This is a genomic window from Streptomyces huiliensis (assembly GCF_020037025.1).
Classification (GTDB): domain Bacteria; phylum Actinomycetota; class Actinomycetes; order Streptomycetales; family Streptomycetaceae; genus Streptomyces; species Streptomyces huiliensis.
The window spans coordinates 36,319-50,648 of the sequence record NZ_JAIQLH010000080.1; the positions used below are offsets into that span (position 1 = coordinate 36,319).

General features: G+C 71.4%; 15 protein-coding genes and 1 pseudogene. 10 read left to right on the top strand and 6 right to left on the bottom strand.

Annotated features, from left to right (window positions below; translation table 11 throughout):
- Positions 1-2 precede the first annotated feature (2 nt).
- Positions 3-1,193 (top strand): glutathionylspermidine synthase family protein, encoded by a 1,191-nt coding sequence (locus JNW98_RS16305; protein ID WP_223768956.1) that lies wholly within the window; start codon positions 3-5, stop codon positions 1,191-1,193.
- 16 nt (positions 1,194-1,209) lie between these two features.
- Here JNW98_RS16305 and JNW98_RS16310 read toward each other — a convergent pair whose 3' ends face one another.
- Complete coding sequence (locus JNW98_RS16310) at positions 1,210-2,562, bottom strand: NsdA family TPR-like regulatory protein (protein WP_223768957.1); 1,353 nt, start codon at positions 2,560-2,562, stop codon at positions 1,210-1,212.
- Here JNW98_RS16310 and JNW98_RS36880 point away from each other — a divergent pair.
- Entirely contained in the window at positions 2,561-3,022 is a 462-nt protein-coding gene (locus tag JNW98_RS36880; RefSeq protein ID WP_223768978.1) for a DUF6415 family natural product biosynthesis protein, read from the top strand. The two genes, JNW98_RS16310 and JNW98_RS36880, sit on opposite strands and share 2 nt — an antisense overlap.
- Positions 3,023-3,042: 20 nt before the next feature.
- Entirely contained in the window at positions 3,043-3,546 is a 504-nt protein-coding gene (locus JNW98_RS16320; RefSeq protein ID WP_223768958.1) for a hypothetical protein, read from the top strand.
- A 46-nt stretch (positions 3,547-3,592) separates the two neighbouring features.
- On the opposite strand, the gene rocD is transcribed toward JNW98_RS16320, so the two are convergent.
- Positions 3,593-4,798: an ornithine--oxo-acid transaminase gene (gene rocD / locus JNW98_RS16325; RefSeq protein ID WP_223768959.1), complete on the bottom strand. Its 1,206-nt coding sequence runs from the start codon at positions 4,796-4,798 to the stop codon at positions 3,593-3,595.
- 102 nt (positions 4,799-4,900) lie between these two features.
- Here rocD and trpS point away from each other — a divergent pair, with 102 nt between their 5' ends.
- From trpS to JNW98_RS16340, 3 genes are all read left to right on the top strand, one after another.
- Positions 4,901-5,914, top strand: coding sequence for a tryptophan--tRNA ligase (gene trpS, locus JNW98_RS16330; RefSeq protein ID WP_223768960.1), 1,014 nt, complete (start codon positions 4,901-4,903; stop codon positions 5,912-5,914).
- 185 nt (positions 5,915-6,099) lie between these two features.
- Entirely contained in the window at positions 6,100-6,690 is a 591-nt protein-coding gene (locus JNW98_RS16335) for a 2'-5' RNA ligase family protein (RefSeq protein WP_223768961.1), read from the top strand.
- A 168-nt stretch (positions 6,691-6,858) separates the two neighbouring features.
- Positions 6,859-7,749, top strand: a complete 891-nt coding sequence (locus tag JNW98_RS16340) for a YihY/virulence factor BrkB family protein (protein ID WP_223768962.1) — start codon at positions 6,859-6,861, stop codon at positions 7,747-7,749.
- Between the two features lie 114 nt (positions 7,750-7,863).
- Here the strand turns inward: JNW98_RS16340 and JNW98_RS16345 are convergent, their stop codons facing one another.
- Entirely contained in the window at positions 7,864-9,270 is a 1,407-nt protein-coding gene (locus JNW98_RS16345; RefSeq protein ID WP_223768979.1) for a D-alanyl-D-alanine carboxypeptidase family protein, read from the bottom strand.
- Positions 9,271-9,388: 118 nt separating this feature from the next.
- On the opposite strand from JNW98_RS16345, the gene JNW98_RS16350 reads away from it, so the two are divergent.
- The 3 genes from JNW98_RS16350 (at position 9,389) to JNW98_RS16360 (ending at position 12,074) form a co-directional block, all read left to right on the top strand.
- A complete protein-coding gene (locus JNW98_RS16350; RefSeq protein ID WP_223768963.1) occupies positions 9,389-9,670 on the top strand; it encodes an SCO4848 family membrane protein in 282 nt (93 codons plus the stop codon).
- Positions 9,671-9,793: 123 nt separating this feature from the next.
- A complete protein-coding gene (locus JNW98_RS16355) occupies positions 9,794-11,359 on the top strand; it encodes an ABC transporter substrate-binding protein (protein WP_223768964.1) in 1,566 nt (521 codons plus the stop codon).
- Between the two features lie 259 nt (positions 11,360-11,618).
- Complete coding sequence (locus tag JNW98_RS16360; RefSeq protein ID WP_223768965.1) at positions 11,619-12,074, top strand: SgcJ/EcaC family oxidoreductase; 456 nt, start codon at positions 11,619-11,621, stop codon at positions 12,072-12,074.
- 83 nt (positions 12,075-12,157) lie between these two features.
- Here JNW98_RS16360 and JNW98_RS16365 read toward each other — a convergent pair whose 3' ends face one another.
- Complete coding sequence (locus tag JNW98_RS16365) at positions 12,158-12,445, bottom strand: hypothetical protein (RefSeq protein ID WP_223768980.1); 288 nt, start codon at positions 12,443-12,445, stop codon at positions 12,158-12,160.
- 70 nt (positions 12,446-12,515) lie between these two features.
- A pseudogene (locus tag JNW98_RS16370) lies at positions 12,516-13,238 on the bottom strand (MFS transporter); the annotation flags it as partial.
- Between JNW98_RS16370 and JNW98_RS16375 the strand changes: the two are divergent.
- Entirely contained in the window at positions 13,199-13,576 is a 378-nt protein-coding gene (locus tag JNW98_RS16375) for a MarR family winged helix-turn-helix transcriptional regulator (protein WP_223768966.1), read from the top strand. The pseudogene JNW98_RS16370 and the gene JNW98_RS16375 sit on opposite strands and share 40 nt — an antisense overlap.
- Before the next feature lie 8 nt (positions 13,577-13,584).
- Here the strand turns inward: JNW98_RS16375 and JNW98_RS16380 are convergent, their stop codons facing one another.
- The gene (locus JNW98_RS16380; RefSeq protein WP_223768967.1) at positions 13,585-14,208 is read right to left on the bottom strand and encodes a histidine phosphatase family protein; all 624 of its coding nucleotides are present in this window, start codon (positions 14,206-14,208) and stop codon (positions 13,585-13,587) included.
- Positions 14,209-14,330 lie beyond the last annotated feature (122 nt).

Consider the following 14,330-nt stretch of genomic DNA (forward strand, 5'->3'; position numbering starts at 1 on the left):
CCGTGCGCCGCCACCGCACCACCCCGCGCCCCGGCTGGCAGGAGACCGTCGAGGAGCAGGGTTTGATCTACCCGCTCACCCGCCACCCCGACGGCGAACTGCGCCCGTACTGGGACGAGAGCGCCTACTACTCCTTCACCCTCCCCGAGATCGAGGCCCTGGAGGAGACCGTCGCCGAGCTGCACACCATGTGCCTGGCGGCTGCCGCACACATCGTGGAGGCGGGCCGGTTCGCCGACCTGGGAATCACCGATCCACGACTGTCGGAACTGGTCTCCGAGTCCTGGCACCGCCGGTCCGAACTACCGTCGCTCTATGGCCGCTTCGACCTCCACTACGACGGGACGGGCCCCGCCAAGCTGCTGGAGTACAACGCCGACACCCCCACCTCCCTGGTGGAGGCCGCGAGCCCGCAGTGGTTCTGGATGGAGGAGCGCTTCGCCGACGTCCCCGACGCCGACCAGTGGAACTCCCTCCACGAACGCCTCGTCGACGCCTGGCGCCGCCAGGCCGCCCTGCTGCCGCCCGGCGCGCCGCTGCACTTCGCCCACTCCGCAGGCGACGAGCTCGGCGAGGACCTCATGACCGTCGCCTACCTCCGCGAGACTGCCGCCCAGGCCGGCCTCGACACCCGCGCGATCTCCATGGAGAACATCGGCTGGGACCGGATATCCCGCCGCTTCGTCGACGAGCGCTACGGCTTCCTCCGCGCCTGCTTCAAGCTCTACCCCTGGGAGTGGCTGGTCTCCGACGAGTTCGGCCCGCACGTCCTGGACACGCTCGACAACGGCGGCGGAACGGGCTCCACCCTGTGGATAGAGCCGGCCTGGAAGATGCTGCTCTCCAACAAGGCGCTGCTGGCGGTGTTGTGGGAACTGTACCCGGGCCACCCGAACCTCCTCCCCGCGTACCTGGACGGCCCACGGGACCTAGCCCGCACGACGGGCTACGTGGCGAAGCCGCTGCTCGGCCGCGAGGGCGCGGGGGTGACGGTGCATCCGCCCGGGGAGACGGCTCTTCGGCCCGAGCCGTGCTGCTACCAGGAGCTGGCGCCCCTGCCGGCCTTCGACGGCAACCACGTGGTGCTCGGCGCGTGGGTCGTGGAGGACGAGCCGGCGGGGCTGGGGATACGGGAGTCCGCGGGGCTGGTCACGGACGGGTACGCGCGGTTCCTGCCGCACGTGATCTTGTAGCGCTCGGATCGGTGAATCACCGGGGGTGGCCGGGCCCACCCTTGTCCCGCGCCACTTCCCGGGCCCGTTCCAGGAGCGGCTTGACGGACCGAGCCGACGCGTGCGGCCGGATCCGGCGGCGCATGATGTCGAAGTGCTCGTCGCCGCGTGCCGTCGAGAGCCGGATGTAGTCGTCGAGAAACCGGTGCCAGGTGGCGCATGCGGCGTCCAGGTGTCCGAGCTCGAACTGCCGTTGTGCGAGCAGTCCATTGGAGTGCACCCTGCCCTGCCGCTCCTGGATTGGCTGGACCTTCAGGCACTCCTCCATGGCGCGGATCGACCCCGTCAGGTCGTTGAACGCGTACAGGACATGCGAGACGTGGAACTGGTAGGCGCTGGCGTCGTAACCGCCGAGGGCCTCACGCCGGGAATCGGCCTTGGACAGGGCGCTCTCCGTCTCGCGGAGCCGGGCGAAGGCGTTGTGTCGGTCACCGGTCATGGACGCGGCATGGGCCTGCTGCCCGGCGAGGAACGCCCGGAGGCGCGGTCCCGCCTTCGGCGACGCCTCGGCGGCGGCGTCGGCCAGGTGCAGGGCTTTGGTGCCGTGACCGAGGTTGGACGCCTGGAGGCTCATTCCCCGCAGGGTGCGGCAGTACGTGATGTGGTCCTCGGCGGCACCGGCGAGCTCAAGGGCCTTGGTGTAGTAGCGCTGCCCCAGCCCGTGCCGGCGCTCGTACATCGCCATCCAGCCCGTGAGGTAGACCAGGTCGGACGCGGCGGCGAGCATGCTCTTGCGGACGCGCTCCGTGGCGGTTGCCCGGAGGTAGGGAGCCACGGTGTTGACCAGGAAGGCCGCCGCCATGGGGCGGGCGTGACCGCCCCCGAGTTCGTCGAGGATGTCGGCGATCTTCTCGGTCATGGTCCGGACGGTCGCCACCTCGGCCTCGCTGATGCGCGCCGTCCTGCCGGTGGCGGCATGGGCCGGGCGGCCCGCGAGGTAGGGGAACAGGGGGACGGCCAGTGCCGCCGCGTACACACTGGCGGCCAGGACACCTCTGCGTGACGGATCCAGGTCGGCCCGTCCGATGTCGATCAGCTCCTCAGGGGTGTCCTCGTCGTCGCCCGCGTCAGGGCGGGGCAGGCCGGCCTCGGCGTAGGTGACCGGCCGTCCCAGGCGTCGGGCGAACGCTTCGAGAACGAGGGGCCTGACCTGTTCCCGGGGCATCGTCCCGGACAGCCAGTGCGACACCGCCGACTGGTCGTAGCGCAGCGGCAACCCGGCCTCGGTACCCATGCGGTTGACCGCCATGGCCAGTTGTCCGCGTGACCATCGTGCCTGGTCGAGCAGGGCGGCCAAACCGGTGTTCGAGATGCGTGGGCTGCTTGCCATGCTCTCAACTCCTGCCGGGTTTCATGGCTTTCACGTTCACGCTCCATCCTCACGGTACCGGGAGGAACCTTCCGTGGAGTTACCTCGCTGTGCGAACCGTATTCAGGAAGGGACTGGAACTGTGACGCGGCAGGACCTCACCGATGTAATCGGCCGTGCGCTCACGCCCACGACCGTGCTTCCCAGAGCCGAGGAAGTCCGGGAACTGACCGAACGGCTGCGGGAACACGTGACGCGGTTGGTGCGGGAGGTCGAGGACCGCGCCGGTGCCATGACTCCCGCCACTGCCGAGTGGCGGCACGCGACGTCGGCCGTGGAGGATGCGCGCCACGAACTCGGGGCCGGCCCGGGGCCGGGCCTACGGTCGGCCGTGGCCCATATGCAGAACTTGGGGCGCGTCTGTCAGAGGCTGCGCTGTCATTCGCCGTCCGAAACGGCCGGATCCGGTAGGGCCGTATAGGCAGAGGCGAGACGACCGCAGTGACAACCCGAATCACGCCCAGCCTCGGCTTCCTCGCCGGCCTCACCTATAGCCACGGGATCCACCAGGCCGACACCGGCCCTGTCGCCCACCTCCTGCTGACGCACGAACCGCCCCGGCGGACCGGTGAGACCGTGGAGTGGGTCGAGGCCGGGATGCGTGCGCTGTCGTTCTGCCTGGGCCTGGGGCCTGTGGAAGAAGAACCCCGCTACGTCGGATCGCGGATAGCCCTGCACCACGGGGTCGTCCGTCTCGACTACGGCGACGACTGGTGGGAGCTCCGGGTTCCCGGCACCGGCCGGGAGTGGCGGAGGCACGTCGCCGCCGGCGGCCCCGTGCGCCGGACTCTCGCGTTCGAACCGACGCCCGTCGGCCGCACGCAAGCGGACCTGTCCCGATTCGTCGAAGCCGGAATCCAAGCGGGCACGGTCCGATGGGGCACCACCCGCGCGCGCCCCCGCTGCCGCCTCGCCGTGCGAACGAGCCGCGCCGTAGTCCGATGACACCCAGGGCGGCCCGCTCGCTGCCGGAGGGCGGGGGCCCGGGCCACTACCCGGCGAGCACCGCCCGCAGTTGCTCCAGGCCCCAGTCCAGGTCCTCCTTGGAAATGACCAGCGGCGGGGCGATCCGAATGGTCGACCCATGTGTGTCCTTCACCAACACCCCCCGCTCCATGAGCCGCTCCGACACCTCCCGCCCCGTCCCCAGCGACGGCGCGATGTCGACGCCGGCCCACAGCCCGCGCCCGCGGACCGCCTCCACCGCGCCCGTGCCGACGAGCAGCCCGAGCTCGTGGTGGAGGTGTTCGCCGAGCCGGGTGGCGCGCTCCTGGAATTCACCCGTCTTGAGGATGGCGATCACTTCGAGGGCGACGGCACACGCGAGGGGGTTGCCGCCGAAGGTGGAGCCGTGCTCGCCGGGGCGGTGGACGCCGAGGACGTCCGCCGAGGCGACCACGGCCGACACCGGGACGACGCCGCCGCCGAGCGCCTTGCCGAGGACGTACATGTCGGGGACGACGTCCTCGTGGTCGCAGGCGAAGGTCCGGCCCGTGCGCCCCAGGCCGGACTGGATCTCGTCCGCGATGAACAGCACGTTCCGCTCGGCGGTGAGCCGCCGCACGCCCGCCAGGTAGCCGGGGGGCGGCATCAGCACGCCCGCCTCGCCCTGGACGGGCTCCAGCAGCACGGCGACCGTGTGCTCGTCGACGGCCGACTCCAGGGCGGCCAGGTCGCCGTACGGGACGATCTCGAAGCCGGGGGTGAAGGGGCCGTGGTCGGCCCGGGCCTCCGCGTCGGTGGAGAAGCTGATGATGGTGGTGGTGCGGCCGTGGAAGTTGTTGTTCGCCACGATGATCTTCGCGCGGCCGTCCGGCACGCCCTTGACCCGGTAGCCCCACTTCCGCGCGGTCTTGACGGCGGTCTCGATCGCCTCCGCGCCGGTGTTCATCGGCAGGACCATCTCCTTGCCGCACAGCTCCGCGAGCTCGGTACAGAAGTCCGCGAACCGGTCGTGGTGGAACGCCCGGGACGTGAGGGTCACCCGTTCCAGCTGGGCCTTGGCGGCGTCGAGGAGACGCCGGTTGCCGTGGCCGAAATTGAGCGCCGAGTACCCGGCGAGCATGTCGAGGTAGCGGCGCCCCTCGACGTCGGTCAGCCACGCGCCCTCGGCGGTCGCCACCACGACCGGGAGGGGGTGGTAGTTGTGCGCGCCATGGGCCTCGGCGGCGGCGATGCTGCGTTCGGTGGCGTTCAACGTGTGCTCCGTTCGGGTCGGGGCATGCGGTTGTCCGCCTTTCTAACACCGACGCAGCCACCGCCGGACCGAGTCCGCGCCCGTACCTGAGAGAATGTGCGCATGGCCCTTGATCGTCCGCGCGCACTGTCCGGTATCCAGCCCACCGCCGGCTCCTTCCACCTCGGCAACTACCTCGGTGCCATCCGGCAGTACGTGGCGCTGCAGGAGACGCACGACGCGTTCTACATGGTCGTCGACCTGCACGCGATCACCGTCCCGCAGGACCCGGCGGAGCTGCGCGCCAACACCCGCGTCGCCGCCGCCCAGCTGCTGGCCGCCGGGCTCGACCCCGAGCGCTGCACGCTGTTCATCCAGAGCCACGTCCCCGAGCACGCGCAGCTCGGCTGGGTGATGAACTGCCTCACCGGCTTCGGCGAGGCCGGCCGGATGACCCAGTTCAAGGACAAGTCGGCCAAGCAGGGCGCCGACCGGACGACGGTGGGCCTCTTCACGTACCCGATCCTCCAGGTCGCGGACATCCTGCTCTACCAGGCGGACTCCGTCCCGGTCGGCGAGGACCAGCGCCAGCACATCGAGCTGACCCGCGACCTCGCCGAGCGCTTCAACGGCCGGTACGGCGACACGTTCACGCTGCCCGCCGCGCACATCGTCCGCGAGACGGCGAAGATCTACGACCTGCAGGACCCGACCGCCAAGATGAGCAAGTCGGCGTCCACCACCAAGGGCCTGATCAACCTGCTCGACGAGCCCAAGGTCTCCGCGAAGAAGATCAAGAGCGCCGTCACCGACACCGACACGGTGATCCGCTTCGACCCCGAGGAGAAGCCGGGCGTCAGCAACCTGCTCACGATCTACTCCACGCTCACCGGGACGGGAATCGCGGAACTGGAGCAGAAGTACGAGGGCAAGGGCTACGGTGCGCTCAAGACCGACCTCGCCGAGGTGATGGTGGAGTGGGTGACGCCGTTCCGTGCCCGTACGCAGGAATACCTGGACGACCCGGAGACGCTGGACTCCGTGCTGGCCAAGGGTGCCGAGAAGGCTCGCGCCGTCGCGGCCGAGACCCTCGCCCAGGCGTACGAGAAGGTGGGCTTCCTGCCCGCCAAGCACTGAGCCGCACCGCGACCGCGTCACCCCGGACGTGAGAAGTCCGTCACACCGGACAAGTCCGGACGGCCCGAAGGCGCAGGGAGGACGGCCGTCCTCCCTGCGCCCGGGACCAGGACACCTGGCAGGGGACGCGGCGCAGCCGCCACACTGACCACGGGGACCTACAGGCGCACAGGAGGGAGAACTCGATGGGGACCGTAACGCTCGGCGTTTCGATCGCGGTCCCGGAGCCGTACGGCAGCTTCCTCCAGAAGCGCCGCGAGGGCTTCGGGGACCCCCACGCGCACGGCATCCCCACCCATGTCACCCTCCTCCCGCCCACCGAGGTCGAGGCGTCGTCGCTCCCCGTGATCGAGGCGTACCTCGCCGAGGTCGCCGCCAAGGGGCGTCCGTTCCCCATGCGGCTGGCCGGGACGGGCACCTTCCGCCCGCTCTCGCCGGTGGTCTTCGTCAACGTGGTGGAGGGCTCCTCCGCCTGCGCCTGGCTGCAGAAGCGGATCCGGGACGCGGCCGGGCCGCTCGCCCGCGAGCTCCAGTTCCCGTACCACCCGCACGTGACCGTCGCCCACGGCATCTCCGAGGAGGCCATGGACCGGGCCTACGAGGAGCTGGCGGACTACGAGGCGGCCTGGACGATCGACGGCTTCGCGCTCTACGAACAAGGGGCCGACGGCGTCTGGCGGCTGGACCGCGAGTACCCCTTCGGCCGGGAGGATCCCGTACCGGCCGCCGTGCCCCGCCAGACGGGCGCCTCCCGGCCGCCCGCCGCGTCCCGCTGAGCCCCCTGCGTTCCGCTGAGTTCCTCTGAGTCCCTCGCGTCCCGCTGAGTGCCTGGCATCCCGTTGAGCACCCGCCGACGTCCCGCCGAGCACCGGCCCGCCCGCGCGCGCCCCGGGCGCGCACCCCTCCGAGCGGTGAGCACCGCCCGCATGGGGTAGACGTGGATCATGGATTGGTTGTTCCGGCTGCCGGTGATCGGGCCCACCGCGGCCCGGCTGTCGCGGACGCACGCGTGGCGCTCGTACGAGACCCTCGACCGCGTGAAGTGGACGCGGCTCGCCGCGGCGATCACCTTCACCAGCTTCGTCGCCCTGTTCCCGCTGCTCACCCTGGGCGCGGCCGTCGCCGCCGCGATACTCAGCGACAAGCAGGTGCAGGACCTGGAGAAGAAGCTCGCCGAGCAGGTGCCCGGCATCTCCGGCGCCCTCGACCTCGGCTCGCTGGTGAACAACGCCGGCACGGTCGGTGTCGTGGCCGGTGCCCTGCTGCTGTTCACCGGCGTCAACTGGATCGGCACCCTGCGCGAGTGCCTGCGGGCCGTGTGGGAGCTGGAGGAGAGCCCGGGCAACCCGTTCCTGCTGCGGCTGAAGGACGCGGGGGTGCTGCTCGGCCTCGGCGGGACGACCCTGCTGTCCCTCGGCTGCTCGACCTTCGCCACGACGGCCGTCACCTGGTCGGCGGACAAGACCGGCCTGCCCACCGAGGGCGCCGGCGGCGCGCTGCTGACCGCCGCCGGGTTCTGCGCCGCCGTGCTTGCCGACTTCCTCCTGCTGCTCTACGTCCTCACCCGGCTGCCCCGCGTCCAGCCCGCCCCCCGCACCCTGCTGGTCGCCGCGCTGCTCGGCGCGGTCGGCCTGGAGGTGCTCAAGCTGGTGATCGGCGGCTATCTGAGCGGCGTGGCGGCCAAGAGCATGTACGGCGCGTTCGGCACGCCGATCGCCCTGCTGCTGTGGATCAACTTCATCGCCAAGCTGCTGCTGTTCTGCGCCGCCTGGACGGCCACCACGCGGCACGACAAGCAGGACGCGGACCTGCTGGCGGAGGACTCGGAGGAGTGACGCGCGGAGGAGACGCGCGGGGGAGTGACCGCGGGGAGTGACCGCGGGGAGTGACCGCGGGGAGTGACGCGCGGGGGCGCCCGAATCCGTCCGGAGGCGCCCCCTCCAAGGCCCTCAGGGCCGGTCGTTCCGCCGCTTGCCCAGGTCCGGCAGCGGCCACCGGCGGTGCACCACGTACGCCGCCGCGGCCAGCGCGACCACCGAGGCGCCGGTGATCCCCACGGCCGTCCACATCCCGCCGCCGCCCGAGCCGGACGAGCCGGCGACCGACGCCTGCGCCTTGTCCCCGGCCTTGCCCCCGGACTGCCCGCCGTCCTTGCCCGCCGCGTTCAGCGGCGCGACGAGGGTGCCGACCGGCTTGACGTGGCCGGTCGCCTCGAAGCCCCAGTCCAGCAGGTGCGCCGCCTCCTTGTAGACCTCGTTGGGCTCCTTGGTCTCCGGGTTCATCACGGTCACCAGGAGCTTGCGGTCGCCGTGCTGGGCGACGCCGGTGAAGGTGTTCCCGGCGTTGGTCGTCGACCCGTTCTTCACCCCCGCGATCCCCTTGTAGAACGGCACGCCCTGGCCGGTGAGCAGCCGGTTGGTGTTCTGGATGCCGAAGGTCTCCCGCTTGCCGTCCTTGCGCTCCTCGCCGGGGAACTGCGCGGTGGCGGTCGAACAGTACTTCCGGAAGTCCTGCTTCTGGAGGCCGGAGCGGGCGAACAGCGTCAGGTCGTACGCGCTGGAGACCTGCCCGTCCGCGTCGTAGCCGTCCGGGGTGACGACGTGCGTGTCGTTCGCCCGGAGCTCCTCGGCGTGCGCCTGCATGTCCTTCACGGTCTGCTGCACGCCGCCGTTCATGGCGGACAGCACGTGCACCGCGTCGTTGCCCGAGCGGAGGAAGACGCCCAGCCAGAGCTCCTCCACGGAGTAGGTCGAGTCCTCCTTCAGCCCGACCTGGCTGCTGCCCTCGCCCATGCCCTCCAGGTCGGCGGGGACGACCTTGTGCCGCTGCTCCTTGGGGAACTTGGGCAGCAGGGTGTCGGCGAAGAGCATCTTCAGCGTGGACGCCGGCGCCAGCCGCCAGTGGGCGTTCTTCGCGGCCAGCACGTCGCCGGACTCGGCGTCGGCGATCAGCCAGGCGTCCCCGCTCAGGTCCTTCGGCAGGTCCGGCGCGCCGGGCTGCGGCAGCACCTGGACGCCCGGCTTGCCCAGCAGCTCGCCGCCGACCTCGGACATCTTCGCCGGGGGCTGCTTGGGCGGCCGGCCCTTGCCGTCGTCCGGCTTTCCGCTCGGCTTTCCGCTCGGCTTTCCGCTTGGTTTTCCACTGGGCCTTCCACCGGGCGTCCCCGAGGGCGCCGTGCTCGGACCGGCGCCCGGGCTCGCGGGTGTGGAGGGGGAGTGTGTGGCGTGCGGGCCGGGCGGTGAGGCGAGCGCCGGCGCCGCGGTGGCGAGGGGGAGCAGCAACGAGGCGGAGGCGGCCACCAGGGCCGCGCCGCGGCGGTACGCCGCCCCGGAGCCCGTCGCGTTCGGTGAAGTCATGATCGGCACGCCGGTGAACGTACCCTTCCGCCCGCTCCCCGAGGGCGAGCCGGTGGCCCGGGCTCCCGCCGAGGACCCGATAGGACCAGTGCCCGTTCCGGATCGCATACTGAAACCCATGGTCAATCCCTCCGGCTCGACAGCCCCTCGCACCCCCGCGTCCCTCACCCGCCCCGTCTCCTGGTTCCTGCTCGCCTTCGGCGTATGGAGCTGGTTCATCTGGATCACTTTCGCAAAGAATCTCTGGAAGGACGGGAGCGGGCTCGCCTTCGACGACGCTGGTGATCCGACCGCGTACTTCTGGGTCCACCTGCTGCTGGCCATCACCTCGTTTCTTCTGGGGACGGTCGTCGGCCTCATCGGGTTGCGTGGTGTCAGGGCGTTGCGGCGCACCTCATAGCCGTTCCCCGGCCACGCCTCCTGACAGCCTGTCGGCCACGGAAGTCGATCACTTGGCCGATTCCCCGGACGTACGCGCATTCGTGTGTTTAGGTGAGGCGCGTCACGGAAAGGGGGCGCAGCTATGCGTGGGGTCCGGAGGCGAAGCCGCGGCGGGGTCGTCGTGGCGGCGTTGGCGCTGATGTCGGCGGGGTTGAGCGGTTGTTCGATCCTGTCGTCGGACGACGAGGGGGAGAAGCCGATCGTCGTCGGCACGACGGATCGGGTCAGCGGGCTGGATCCGGCCGCTGTCTACGACGCCGGTTCATGGTCGCTTTTCGGCAATGTCTACCAGTCCTTGCTGACCTTCACGCCGGGCAGCGACGTACCGACGCCCGACGCCGCCAAGAGCTGCGGATTCCAGGACGAGAGCCGCCAGACGTACGCCTGTACGTTGCGCTCCGGGCTGAAGTTCACCAACGGGCATCCCCTGACGGCGAAGGACGTCAAGTTCTCCTTCGACCGGATCCTGCGGATCAAGGCGAAGGAGGGCCCGGCGGACCTGCTCGACACCCTCAAGTCGGTAGAGACCGAAGGCGATTCCAAGGTCACCTTCCACCTGCGGACGTCGGACGCCGTCTTCCCCGCCAAGATCGCTTCGGGGTTGGGGTCCATCGTGGACAGCAGGTCCTACCCGGCGGACGGGATCCGCACCGGCAACGAAGCGGACGGTTCCGGTCCGTACCGGCTCAAGCGCTACGCGCCCGGCAGCACCGCCGAGTTGGTGCCCAACGAGGACTACCGGGGGGTGAACAAGGGGACGGGCACCCCGGTCACCGTCCGGTACTACCCGGAACCGCAGCAACTCAAGAACGCCTGGGACAAGTCGGAGATCGAGGTCGCGACGCGCGACATGCCGGCCGCGGCCCTGTCGGCGCTCTCGCTCGGGGACAACGACTTCCGGGTCTCCGAGACCGCCTCGGCGGCCACCCGCTTCCTGGTCTTCAACCTGAAGAGAACGCCCTTGAAGGAGGCGGCGGTTCGGCGCGCGGTCGCCTCGCTGGTCGACCGCGTGGCCATCGGGCGGGACATCCACAAGCGCACGGTCGAGCCGCTCTACTCGCTGATCCCGCAGGGCGTCTTCGGGCACTCGACGTCCTTCTACGACCGCTATCCCAAGCCCGACCCCGAGAGCGCGCGCCGCCTGCTCCGCTCCGCGGGGGTGACCGCGCCGGTCCGCTTCACCCTGGCCTTCTCCAAGGGCGTGTCCACCCGGGAGGAGGCGGCCCTGATCAAGAAGCAGCTGGAGGCGACGGGGCTGTTCCAGGTTGACGCCAGGTACGTGGAGTGGGCGGAGTTCCAGAAGGGCCGGGCGCGCGGGGACTACGACGCGTACGTCATGGGCTGGCTCGCGGACTATCCGGACGCCGACACCTTCACCAGCCCGCTCGTGGGCAAGGCCAACAACCTGTACTCGGGATACGCCAACGACCGCGTCGACAAGCTGATCCGCGACGCCCAGCGGAGCGGGCGCCGCGAGGGGAGCACGGACGCCTACCGGGACATCCAGAAGATCGTCGCCGAGGACGTGCCGCTGGTGCCGCTGTGGCAGAAGAAGGAGTTCATGCTCAGCAAGGAGTCGATCTCGGGCGCCCAGTACCTGATCGACCGCTCGGGGCTGTGGCGGCTGTGGCGCCTGGGCCGGATCTGATCCGCCGCGAGCCGGCCGCCGCGACCTGACCTGCCGCGGTCCGGCCGCCTCGACCTGACAGATTCCGCCGCCGGCCGGCAACATACCGGCCGGCGGCGGACCGTTTCCTTCCGTTCCGCCGGGCCCCGCTTCCGGAGGAGGAGCCTCCGCGAACACCCTCATTCCGCTTGACCTCGACCGGAGTTGAGGTTGTTGAGTGGGGGAACACCGGCCCGGAGGGGCCGGAGACCGGCACGAGGCAAGGAAAGCGGTATTCACCATGGCAACGATCAGCGAATTCCACGGCACCTCCTCCGACGTCCCCGTGGACGTCGTCCCCGCCGACGTCGCCGCCGCCGTACGCGATGTCGTCCGCGGCCTCCAGGACGCGTTCAACGCCAAGGACGCGCTCGCCCTGGGGGAGTGCTACGCGCGGAACGCCACCTGGACCAACGCCATGGGCAAGCGCATCACCGGCCGGGAGGAGATCGTCGAGACCTCCCGCAAGGTGTTCCCCGTCCTCCCGGACCAGCCGGTCCGCTACGAGGTCGTCCGGATGTTCGCGATCCGGCCGGAGGTGATCGCCGTCAACGTCCTCCAGACGCCGGTCTCCCCGGCGGGCGACCCGGTCGAGGGCGCCAAGGGCGCGCCGCTGTACGTCGTGTCGAAGGAGGCGGACGGCTGGAAGATCATCGCCGGGATGAACGGCTTCGTCACCGACCCGGCGGCGGGCTGAGAGGGCTGAGAGGGCTGAGAGGGCTGAGAGGGCTGAGAGGGCTGAGAGGGCTGAGAGGGCTGACGGGGTGTCCGGGCGGACGCCTACCGGGCTCCCGGGCGGGCCGCCTCGCGGGACGGGCGCGGGGCGGCGTCGGGTGCGGCCGCTGGCTCGTCCCGGCGCACGTCCGGCAGCAGTAATACCCCCAGATTGGCGGCGGCCACCAGTACCGCCGCCGTGACCAGGGGCGTCGCGGTGCCCACCACGGCGGCCAGCGGGGCCGCGGCGGCAAGTCCCACGGGCCGTGCCGCCAGGGAGATCAGGGCGTCGAACGAGCCGACGCGGCCGAGGGATTCGGCCGGGATGCGCTTCTGGAGGACCGTCTCCCACAAGGGGGACATCACCCCCCAAGGCGAACGTCGCCACGAAGTAGCCGGCCGTGACCGCCGCGACCGGCAGGGGCAGGGCGAGGGCCAGCAGGGGAAGCGCGTAGGCGGCGGCGCTCACGGCGGCGACGGCCAGGGGGCGGCGGACGGTCAGCCGGCCGACGGCCCAGAGGCCGGCGACCAGGCCGACGGTGCCCAACTGGGTGATGATCACCCAGGCGGTCTCGCCGCCCAGCCGTCGCACGGCGATCAGCGGGCCGAGCGTCAGCAGGAACCCCGCCGACAGGTGCCACATCCCATGGCCGATCAGGCTGACCAGGAACCAGGGGTGGCGACGGGTCTCCGTCCAGCCCTCCCGCAGCTCGTTCCGGAAGGAACTCCGGCCCGTCTTGCGGCCTTCGGTAGAGGACGCGTTACGGCGCGGGCCGCCCAGGGTGAGCGCGGACCCGAGGAACAGCAGGCCCGTGAGGATCGCGGACCAGCCCGGACCCGCGGTCAGCAGCATGCCGCCGGCAACGGCGGGGGCCGCCGTCCCGGCCAGCCCCTGCCACACGGCCAGTCGCGCGTTGGCCCGCAGCCGGTCGGTGCCGGCCACGACCGCGGCCACCAGCGTCCGCACGGCCGGGGTGCCGAAGGCGACGGCCGCGCCGGTGAGCGCCGCGAGGACGCACAGGTCGGGGATCCGGACGACGCCCGCGGCCAGTTCGGCGCCGATGCCGAGCTGGGCGGCGCCGCGCAGCAGGTCGGCGACGCGACGAGGTGTGGTGGGTAGCGGTCGGCGGCGACGACCTCGACACACTGCACCGGCTCGTCGGCCGGGGGAGGCCCTGGCGGGCCACGCCCTCCGAGCTTTCCGCCGAACTGATGCTCTCGCCCGCCGGCATCACCGGCCGACTGGACGCTCTGGAGGGCGCGGGCCTGGTCAGACGGCTTCGCAGCGCCGAGGACCGGCGCCGGGTCGACGTGGAGCTCACCGAGCTCGGGCACAGCAGGTGGGCCGCCGCCATCCAGGTCTGGGGGGCTGAGGAGGGGGACATGGTCGCTCCCCTCGACGCGGCCGAGCAGGACATGATGATCGGCTTCCTGCGGAGGATGCTGCTCCATGTGGAGGGCAGCGGTTCGGAGAAGGCTCGCTGACCCCTTCGTCAGACGCGTAGTTCGGGCGGAAAGCCCGTCCAGCGGAGGTCCTCCGGCAGGTGGCCCATGTCGTTGGCGAGCAGGACCGCGGACGGCCGGTCCGGGGCGTAGCGGATGACGGTCAGGGCCGCGTTGCCCTGGTTGAGCATCAGCCAGCGCCACGGCGGCGCGTCGAGCGCGGCCCGGACCAGCCAGCCGACCAGGAAGTTGTGGGTCACGACCAGCTCGTGGCGGTCCTCGGTGCCCGCCACAGGACCGGTGAAGCGGTCCAGCGCCCGCCGGGCGAGGACCGGACCCCGCTCCCGGTGCGCGGCGGGGAAGCGGGCGACGTACTCCAGCAGGAAGTCGGCGTGCGCGGCGGGCAGTTCCGCCCGGCCGGGGACGTACGGAACCCCGTCGTCCGCCTCCTCCGCGAGCTCCAGGGGCACCCCGTCGAGCCGGCCGGCGACCAGTCGCGCGGTCTCGGCGGCCCGGCCCAGCGGGCTGTGGTGGACCACCGACAGGGGCGCGCCGCGCAGCCGCTCGCCGAGGAGGGCCGCCTGCCGCCGGCCGGCCTCGGTCAGCGCGGTGCCGTCCGGGACGGCCTCCGCGTGCCGGGCGAGGTAGAGGTAGCGGGTGGCGTACGACGGCATGGGCGTGCTCCCGGGACGTTCACCGTGGGGGTGGTCACCGGCGGGGACGCGCGCCGTCGCCACCCCGGTTCCGCCGGCCGCTTGACTTCGAGTGCACTCCAACTCCTAACGTCTGCAGCGTT